The sequence below is a fragment of the uncultured Cyclobacterium sp. genome, from assembly GCF_963976465.1.
Taxonomy (GTDB): Bacteria; Bacteroidota; Bacteroidia; order Cytophagales; family Cyclobacteriaceae; genus Cyclobacterium.
The window spans coordinates 1-9,012 of record NZ_CAXBOC010000198.1 but is presented as its reverse complement, the minus strand read 5'-3'; the positions used below and the strand labels follow the sequence as shown (position 1 = coordinate 9,012).

Genomic DNA, 9,012 nt, shown 5'->3' with positions numbered 1-9,012 from the left:
ATTGCGAGCCCCCTCTTCATGAGCCATTACTGGAATAAACTGTTGTTCAGACCAATTGATTAAATCTTCTGAATAAGCATACCCTATGCCTTTCTCTTTCCAACTAACTGTCCAAACCATATGGAACAATCCATCTCCACCTCTTATAATACATGGATCCCGCATAAGTTTATCTCCACCGACAGTAGGTCTAAGCAAAGAAGCACCATCATTCAATGCTTTATAAGTATAACCATCTGTAGAATAAGCCAGGTGCAACCCATCCTCCCCATTACCTGTGAAATAAGAAAAAAGATATACCTCTTCCTTTTTCGTCATTTGAGCAACTGATTGACATGAATAAAACAACAAAAGAAGTGGTAATAATACCCAAGCTGTAAGGTTCCAAAAACGCATAACTACAATAATAAAATTTAATCTAAGGTAATAACTTCTAAACTAGATTAAAATATTTTTTGCCTTATCAAAAAAAATAGTGGGTAAGTCACAAGTACCAATGGTAATTGCCTTTCATTCCCATTAATCAAAAAAAATCATTACCCCTAAGCACCTAGCCCTACTTTAATCGGTCTGATTTTACCCAACGACCTGATTACCAACAGCCAAACCATAAAGTAAACTGGACTTAAGTCTATATAACATTCAATTAAACTTAACACGGGTATCCAAACAGATTATTCCACATTAACTTAAAATAAAACTATATTACGATTATTTAGATGTTTTTTATTTATTTAATCATATTTTGATTTAAATAAATAAAACAGGACAGAACAGGATGGCTTTATTTACTTTTTTAATCAATTTTATAAAAAAGTAACCATTTTATATTGCTTTATTATTATCAACTAAACCCAAAAATTATGAAAAGAAATTTTATTAAATCAAACAAATTCCAGATACTGGCTTTTGTTCTCTCTCTTTTCTTACTATCCGGTCCTTCATTGGCCCAAGGGAATAGAACAATTAATGGCCTGGTAAAATCTCAGGAAGACCAAGAATTGATCCCGGGAGTATCCATCTTGGTTCAAGGAACAAACCGAGGCACTGTCACCGACATTGATGGTAAATTTAGTCTGGAAGTCAACAATGGTGAAACCCTGGTCGCTAGCTTTATTGGCTATGAAAACAAGGAAGTGACCATTGAAGAAGGAATGAATAATATAGAGATTTTACTCAATTATTCGTTTTCAGACTTATCTGAGGTGGTCGTTGTAGGATATGGGACCCAAAAAAAATCAGATCTAACAGGTGCCGTAGGCTCGGTTAGTAGCGAAACCCTTCAAGAAAGGCCTTCAGCCTCTTTAACCCAAGCGCTCTCGGGGAGAATTCAGGGTGTTAATGTATCCGTAAATTCCGGGAGACCCGGAGGACGTGCCAATATCAGAATCAGAGGAAACACTTCTGTAAGTATCGCCAATGATCCTTTGTATGTAATTGACGGAGTCATTATCCATGCAGCCGGCCTAGCAAACGGTAGCACCCCCATTGATTATATCAACCCCAATGATATTGCTTCAGTAGAGGTACTAAAGGATGCCTCGGCTACTGCCATTTATGGTGCAAGGGGAGCAAATGGAGTGATTTTGGTAACCACAAAAAGAGGCAGCAACAAAGGAGGAATGATCACCTTTGACACTGATGTAAGTGTGGGTGTATTGCCAAAGAAAATCCCTTTACTCAATGCAGAAGAATTTCTTATGGTGGAAGATATCGCCTATCAAAATGCACAAAAATACGATCCCACAGGTTGGGCCAATGGCATTTATACCGATCCAAAGTTAAAAAGAACCAATCCCTTATTGTTTGATGCGAATGGAAATCCCCTACATGACACAGACTGGCAGGATGAATCTTTCCGTAAAGCGATTACTCAAAATCATCAATTAGGACTTACGGGTGGCAATGAAAAAGACAGTTATGGAATCTATGTCAATCACAGAAATGAAGAAGGATTGATGCGAGAATCCTACCTAAAGCGATATGCAGGCAGATTTGTGTTTGACAGCCAGATAAAGCCATGGTTAAAAGTAGGAGGAAGCTTGAGCTATACAGATCAAAAAGAAAGCCAGGTGGATCCGCTTGGGGCTGGAGGCATAATCGCCATGCGCCAAGTACTGGAAGCGCTTCCCATTATTCCTGTTCGATACAGCGATGGAAGCTGGGCAGGCAATGAAGATTATCCGGGTATGGAAGGGGGAAACAATCCGCTTCATGTAGTAAATGACCGTGTATATATTGTCAATACCCAAACCATGTTAGGCAATATCTATGCTAATTTTAACCTGGCAGAAGGGCTTGAGCTTCGCTCAGTATTAGCCAGCAATATAATCAATCAAAGGGTGGACTATTATGGAGGAAGAACCCTAAATTATATTGCAAGAAACCAACGAGGGGATGCTTCCGTGATGAATGATCGCTTAAACTCCTGGCAGTTTGAAAACTATCTTACTTACAATAAAGACATCGATGAAAACCAATCTATCAATGCCTTACTGGGTATTTCTTGGCAGCATGTTGATCGGTTCAATAGTACTGCAAGGTCTCAAGATTTTCAGGATGATTATTTCAAATTTAATAACCTGGGAGCCGGAGCCAATGTTTATCAAACACTTTCTGGTACTTCAGCCTATGGTTTAAACTCTTATTTCGGTAGGTTTAACTACAACCTGAAAGAAAAATATTTAGTAACCTTTACCGGAAGAATTGATGGATCATCCAAATTTGGAGAAGCCAATAGGTACGCGGTATTCCCATCAGCTGCTTTGGCATGGAGAATTTCTGAAGAAGATTTTCTTAAAGACCATAAAACCATTTCAAACCTAAAATTAAGGGCCAGTTATGGGGTAACCGGAAATTCTGAAATAGCCGCCTATCAGGCTTTGGCAGGAATGGGCAACTATACGGTAATCTTCAATGACTCAAGGAGTATAGGACTGGGTGTCAACCGGCTTTCAAACCCTGACCTTAGGTGGGAAAAAACATTTCAAACGGATGTAGGGTTGGAGCTTGGACTGCTAAATAACAGGCTTACATTTGAACTGGACCTGTACAGAAAACTGACAGAAGACATGCTACTAAATGCCCCCGTTCCCTCCAGCAGTGGGTACAGCTTGGTTACTAGAAATATAGGTAGCATGGAAAACAAAGGAGTTGAATTTGCCCTTAATTCTGTAAACATCGTAAACAATGATTTCAAGTGGGACACGCACTTTAATATCTCTATAAACCGAAACAAAGTTTTGGAGCTCACCGGTGGAGCAGACATATTTTCCGGCTCTACTATCATTAGAGAAGGGGAACCTGTTGGCTCTTTCTTTGGATTTGTTCATTTGGGAACATGGGACACAGATGAAACTGACCTCGCTGCCCAGTACCTCAAACTACCGGGAGACATCAAATATGAAGACGTTAATGGAGATGGTGCCATTAATGACAACGATAGAGTGATCATTGGCCAGGGAATTCCTAAAGGATTTGGCACATTTATGAACACTTTCCAGTACAAAAACCTGGAATTAATGGTTGACCTGCAGTTTAATTATGGAAATAAGGTACTGTGGCGAAGCAAGCACTCCGCTGAAGACCGTCAGGGGATCGCCAATAGTTTTAAAACGGTATTGAATGCCTGGACACCAGACAACCAAAACACAAATATTGCCCAATTGAGACCATTGACTGCAGGATACAATACCTTCAATGATTCAGACAGGACACAGGATGGTTCTTTCCTCCGAGGAAGAAATTTACTCCTTGCCTACACCTTTGAACCTACCCTAATTCAAAGGCTAAAATTAAGCAGATTAAGGGCTTATGTGTCGGTCCAAAATTTCTTCCTAAGCACCAAGTTTCAAGGCTATGACCCTGAAGTTTCCACTTCCGGATCTCCATTTGACCAAGGTGTAGACCTTTATGCTTACCCAAAGCCAAGGGTTTTTATGCTCGGATTAAATATCGCCCTTTAAAAAGTTTCACTTGAATATTTGAATGCTATGAAAAAAAATATAAATAAAATAAGTCGTGTGATCCTTATCAGTTTGCTAATGATCACCACTTGGGGATGCAATGAATTCCTCGATGAGACAGACAAATCGAATTTCACTTTAGAGAATTATTTCACGCTTCCTGAACATGCCTCCAGTGTAGTCAATTCCATCTACGAAAGCCTTAGACCAGTGATGCAATCAGGTTTTGGTGGAGGTCCGTGGATGATGCTTGAATTTTCCACAGGCTTGGCCAATACAGAACTTGGGCAGGCACAAAACAGCTTATTTGTAAGGAATTTGATCAACAATTCTGACAATGGTTATGGACAAACATACTGGACCAGTTACTACAGAGGGATAGCCAATGCGAATCTGGCGATTGAAAAAATTCCTGAAATAGAGATGGACAGTGAGACCCAAAAAAGACTTTTGGGAGAAGCTCGATTTCTACGGGCATTCTATTACTTTAACCTGGTAAGAATTTTTGGTGACATCCCGTTGATAACCTCTCCGATTGACTTAACCAGTCCGGAACTGTATCCGGAAGCTGCTTCTACAGCTACCATTTATGATCAGATTGTGGCAGACCTTGAAGTAGCTGAGAATGCCGGTCTACCTTGGAGAGACACCAGCGGCAGGGTTTCACTGGGGGCTGTAAAAACTTTAATGGCCAGTGTTTACCTCACCATGGCCGGTTATCCCCTACAAGCCGGAGACCAGTATTACCAACTTGCCGCAGAGAAAGCCAATGATGTTATCCAATCAGGTACCTTTGATTTGTTTGCTGATTATGATAAACTTCATTCTGTTGAAGATAAAAATCAAGGTGAGCATATATTTATGATACAATATGCAGCCTTTACTATTCCTTCTTCTTGGCAGGTTTCCATTATTCCTTATAATCGAGGCATTTCTGCTTATAGCGCAGAGACCGGAGGCATCTTCTCCAATCAAGAGTTTGTAGATGCATTTGAAGACGGTGACAAAAGAGCTGATGAAAAGACATTCTTCTATACAGAATACAGTTTGGAGTCCGACAGAAGCACCATCAAAGAACTGGGAGACTATTATATCTGGAAACATTTTGATGAAGAAGCCCAACTAAATTCTACCAGTAGTGGCTTAAATTGGCCTGTCTTCCGTTTTGCTGAGGTATTACTTATCTATGCTGAAGCAATGAATGAAGTCAATGGACCAACGGATGCTACCTATGAAGCCATTAACAAAATTCGAGACAGGGCGGAGTTGCCCGCACTGGAAAACCTTAGCCAGCAAGAATTTAGAGAAGCTGTATGGCGCGAAAAATGGGTAGAGATGTGCTTTGAAAACAAAACATGGTTTGACATGGTAAGGTTACGAAAAGCCTGGAATGTAGTTTCCGGAGAATTTGAAGATTATGTTGGGCATCAATTTACCTATGGTCCTACGGTAACTGAGCGGGAATTGCTTTTCCCAATTCCTACTGCCGAAATCAGAAACAACGACAAACTGAGCCAAAACCAAGGTTATTGAGATACCAATATAACTTAACAGTCAATTAAAAGAAAAGGGGTAAAAAGAAATTGAATCATTCTTTTACCCCTTTTATCCTTTTTTACTCAGATCTAATTGAATAGATGAAGGAATGTTACAAACAATTTTATTACTTTAAACCCGAATTATCCCAAAGGGATTTATTTTAGGTAGGAACTATAATAATTCAGTCAATTCGATGCAATTTTAAACAGGACTCATTTCAATAGATCCTCTTTTATAAATGCCTAGACGATTGAGCTTTCTTCGCTAATTATAGTGGCAACTGATAAACCGGAATAAAACTTGAAATAATAATTACAACCAATGAAAACAATCCGTCAGATTAAAAACAGTAGGCTCAAAGTAGCCAGCCTCTTCGTTTTCACTTTCTTAATCACTGCAGGTTTAGCCTTGGCTCAAGAAGACAAGTTGCTTTTGCAATTCGAAGGAGAAAATGGTGCCGGGAAAGGCAAAAATATAGTCCTAATAAGTGGTGACGATGAATACAGATCTGAAGAAGGATTGCCTATGTTGGCAAAAATCCTTTCCAAACATCATGGTTTTAATACCACTGTTTTATTTGCTATCAATCCTGAAAACAAAAATGTAGTCCCAAATTATAAAACCAATATCCCGGGCATGGAGCATCTTCAGGAGGCAGACCTTGTTATCATCTTGTTGCGATTCAGAGAACTTCCCGATGAACAAATGAAACATTTTGATGATTACCTGAAGTCAGGAAAACCTTTGATTGCTTTACGTACTTCTACTCATGCCTTTAATTATGGAAAGGACAGCAAAAGTCCTTACGCCAAGTACCACTGGCAAAGCAATGTACCCGGATGGGAGAAAGGATTTGGTAAAAAGATATTGGGTGAAACATGGGTAGCACATCACGGCCACCATGCTGTGGAAGGTACCAGAGCTCTTTTAGATGGAATTCAGGTTTCTGCCAAAAACCCTATATTAAATGGAGTGACCGACATTTGGGCTGCTTCTGATGTATACACAGTAAACGGTATTGGTGAAGATGCTGAGGTTTTGATCCATGGTGCATCTACCTCTGGAATGAATGCTGAGGCACCAATCAACTGGAAAAAATCATTAATGCCTGTGGTATGGACCAAAACCTACCAAATAGAGGGAGGTAAAAAAGGAAAAGTATTTGCAAGCACTTTGGGGGCATCCATAGACCTATTAAGTGAGGACTTGCGCCGATTAATCATTAACGCAAGCTATTGGGGACTTGACATGGAAGACAATATACCTGAAAAAGCCAATGTAGATATTGTCGGAGATTATGCGCCCACCATGTTTGGATTTGACAATTTCCGACGCGGTATGAAAGTCACAGATTTCGAATAATTTTTAAAGCCTAAAATAATAATAGATAATGAATAAGATTGGATTTAATGTCTTGGCCTGGTCCGCTGCAGTTTCTGATGAATTGAAACCAATTATCGAAAGACTCAAAACCATAGGCTATGACGGGGTGGAGTTTTTTGTAGGTGCACCGGATGAAAAAGCCTATAAAGAAATAGGCAATTTTACCCAAGGACTAGGACTGGAAAGCAGTACAGTATTTGTGATGGGACCTGATGAAAACCCCATAGACCCTGATGCTAAAATAAGGGCTAAAGCCCTAGAAAAAATGAAATGGACCATAGACCGTTCTTATGACTTAGGTGCAAAAGTTATCTGTGGCCCTTTCCATTCTGCTTTCTCCACATTTGCCCAAAGATCCCCCAATGAGGATGAATACAGCAGAAGTGCTGAGGTTTTATACCAAGCAGGAGAACATGCCAAGCAGGCAGGAATTGTACTTACACCGGAAGCACTTAATCGCTTTGAATGTTACCTGTGCAATACCATGGAGCAATTGCTTCATTTGATCAGCAAAACAAATCACCCGAATGTTAGGGCCATGTTTGATACCCATCATGCAAATATTGAAGAAAAAAACCTGGGAGATGCCCTAAGAAAAATAGCACCGGTATTGAGTCATGTACACATTAGCGAGAATGACAGGGGCACTCCCGGCTCCGGCCATGTTCCTTGGGATGATACCTTTACTACCTTGGCTGAAATAAAGTTTAATGGATGGCTAACCATAGAAGGGTTCACCAGAAATGACCCTGATTTTGCTAACTCCATTGGCGTATGGCGAGATTTCTCCGAACCTTGGGAAATGGCAGAAAATGGCTACAAATTCATTAAGTCCATGGGAGAAAAACATGGGCTCTAAGCCCAGGATAAAATATCATAAAAAATTTATTTTAACAGTAACTAAAATAACCAAAGCAAATGTCTAAACTACCCTTTCGTTTCGGCGCAGAAGTATACACCTGGTTTATGAGTAACAATGGAGAAACTTATAAAGGCCAGCTGGGTCATATGATAGAAGTTATCTCCAAAGCAGGCTTCACAGGGATTCAACCTATATTTACATGGATGGGACCTTTGGCCGATGCTGACGCTCTTGAGGCCAAGCTAAAAGAACAAAATATTTCACTAGCAGCAGTAGCTTTAGCATTAGATTGGAACGGAAACAAAGAAACTGAAGAGGAGAAAAAGATAGCAGATGAAGCCATAAAATTACTGTCTAGATTCCCTGATTCAGTTCTTTGCACAGTTCAGATTCCAACCGGAAGACATGAGCTTACACAGAGAAGAAAAAACCTGGTAAATATCGTCAACACCGTATCAGCAAGAGCGACAGACAAAGGGGTTATTAGCAGCTTTCACCCCAACTCTCCCCACACTTCCATTACCAGAACGGAAGAGGACTATAAAGTAATCCTAGAATCTCTGGACCCTAAAGTCACAGGCTGGTGCCCGGATGTAGGACACATCATTAACGGAGATATGGATCCTTTGACCAAAATGAAAGAGTACCGTTCCTTGATCAACCATGTGCATTATAAAGATTGGGATGGCAATCCTGAATTCACACTTATGGGCAATGGGAAAGTAGCCCTTACAGAGATTACCCAATGGCTTAAAGATGAGAAATTTGATGGATGGATCATTTGTGAAGACGAAGGCGAAGAAGCTTTGGAGGACCCTGATTTTGTAACCCTTCACGATGGAAAATGGGTGCAGGAATCTCTAATCCCAAAATTAAAATAAATTATGCCTTTCATTAAATCCAACGGGATCAACCTTTATTATGAGGAGCACGGAGAAGGGGAACCCTTACTATTGATTATGGGCATTACTGCCCCCGGAGCAGTGTGGGAAAAACATCTTGAGTATTGGAAGCAATTTTTCCGATGCATCATCGTAGACAACCGTGGTGTTGGACAGTCTGATAAACCAGCCGGCCCTTACACTTCTTCCATGATGGCTGATGATTGTGCAGGCTTACTGCAACACCTAGGCTTGGAAAAGGTAAGGGTGGCAGGAGTTTCCATGGGAAGTATCATTGCTCAACAACTCGCCTACCGTCATCCAGACCACGTAAAGTCCATGGTCCTCATGTGTCCTTGGGCAAGATGTGACAATACCGCAA

General features: G+C 40.4%; 6 protein-coding genes and 1 pseudogene. 6 read left to right on the top strand and 1 reads right to left on the bottom strand.

Translation table 11 applies throughout. The features are described 5' to 3' along the window. Window positions 1-396: pseudogene (locus AAC037_RS12385) on the bottom strand (glycosyl hydrolase); the annotation flags it as partial. 467 nt (window positions 397-863) lie between these two features. Between AAC037_RS12385 and AAC037_RS12380 the strand changes: the two are divergent. The 6 genes from AAC037_RS12380 to AAC037_RS12355 form a co-directional block, all read left to right on the top strand. Beyond that, window positions 864-3,965, top strand: coding sequence for a TonB-dependent receptor (locus tag AAC037_RS12380; protein WP_339903291.1), 3,102 nt, complete (start codon window positions 864-866; stop codon window positions 3,963-3,965). Window positions 3,966-3,992: 27 nt separating this feature from the next. Continuing rightward, window positions 3,993-5,498, top strand: a complete 1,506-nt coding sequence (locus tag AAC037_RS12375) for a RagB/SusD family nutrient uptake outer membrane protein (RefSeq protein WP_339903290.1) — start codon at window positions 3,993-3,995, stop codon at window positions 5,496-5,498. 327 nt (window positions 5,499-5,825) lie between these two features. Then, window positions 5,826-6,866: a ThuA domain-containing protein gene (locus AAC037_RS12370; RefSeq protein ID WP_339903289.1), complete on the top strand. Its 1,041-nt coding sequence runs from the start codon at window positions 5,826-5,828 to the stop codon at window positions 6,864-6,866. A gap of 28 nt (window positions 6,867-6,894) precedes the next feature. Next, complete coding sequence (locus tag AAC037_RS12365; RefSeq protein ID WP_339903288.1) at window positions 6,895-7,746, top strand: sugar phosphate isomerase/epimerase family protein; 852 nt, start codon at window positions 6,895-6,897, stop codon at window positions 7,744-7,746. A gap of 59 nt (window positions 7,747-7,805) precedes the next feature. Continuing rightward, window positions 7,806-8,630: a sugar phosphate isomerase/epimerase family protein gene (locus AAC037_RS12360; RefSeq protein WP_339903287.1), complete on the top strand. Its 825-nt coding sequence runs from the start codon at window positions 7,806-7,808 to the stop codon at window positions 8,628-8,630. 3 nt (window positions 8,631-8,633) lie between these two features. Next, the coding region (locus AAC037_RS12355; protein WP_339903286.1) for an alpha/beta hydrolase at window positions 8,634-9,012 on the top strand (379 nt) is incomplete at its 3' end.